This window comes from Bradyrhizobium oropedii (assembly GCF_020889685.1).
In the GTDB taxonomy this organism is placed as follows: domain Bacteria; phylum Pseudomonadota; class Alphaproteobacteria; order Rhizobiales; family Xanthobacteraceae; genus Bradyrhizobium; species Bradyrhizobium oropedii.
Genome location: NZ_JACMYO010000473.1, coordinates 1 through 702, shown reverse-complemented (window position 1 = coordinate 702; position 702 = coordinate 1). Strand labels below are relative to the sequence as shown.

At 59.7% G+C, this 702-nt stretch carries 2 protein-coding genes; both read left to right on the top strand.

The genetic code is table 11. The annotated features are described in order from the left end of the window. Positions 1 to 3: 3 nt before the first annotated feature. On the top strand, positions 4 to 330 hold the full coding sequence (gene tnpB / locus H8A95_RS44675; RefSeq protein WP_420839551.1) for an IS66 family insertion sequence element accessory protein TnpB: 327 nt from the start codon (positions 4 to 6) through the stop codon (positions 328 to 330). Further along, a partial coding sequence (locus H8A95_RS43360; RefSeq protein WP_476727263.1) for a transposase domain-containing protein occupies positions 323 to 702 on the top strand: 380 nt, incomplete at its 3' end. The genes tnpB and H8A95_RS43360, both read left to right, overlap by 8 nt.

Sequence of the window (702 nt, the reverse complement as noted above, 5' to 3'; positions counted from 1 at the left end):
CTGGTGAGCGAGGCCTTTGGAGCCAATCCGTTCGACGGCGGACTTTATGTCTTCCGCTCTAAGCGCCGAGATCGCGTGAAGATCCTGACCTGGGATGGAAGCGGCCTTGTCCTTTACTACAAAAGAATCGAGGGGCAGTTCACCTGGCCGCCGATCAAAGGAAGGCGTCATGTCGCTATCTCATGCTCAGCTCTCGGTCCTGCTCGATGGCTCGGACTGGAAGCATGTGCCGATGCGAGCTGTGGATCAGCCGGTACGAGCAGGTTGATCATTATCAAGAGGCGTTCGTCACTCATGCAGAGTTGTTGTAGAATCACTCTGCATGAGTGATTTGCCTTCCGATCCAGCATTGCTCCGACAAACCGTGATGGCGCTATCGTCACGGCTTGCGGCCTTGTCGGAGGAATGCAGCACGCTGGCGACCGAGCGTGACGCAGCGATCGCCCAACGCGACGCTGCGATCCAGGAGAACGACAAGCTCCTGATGATCCTGTCCCAGTACAAGCGCACGATCTTCGGTCCGCGCTCCGAGACACTGGATATCGGACAGCTGTCTCTCTTCAGCATCAGGGCACAGGCGGCTCATGCCGCCGCCAACGACGACGTGACCGGAGGCAGGCTGCCTGACGGAGCGGAGGGCCGTGGAAAGCGACCGGCACGACGCAACCGGGGGAAGCTTCCGGAGCATTTGCCGCGCATCGA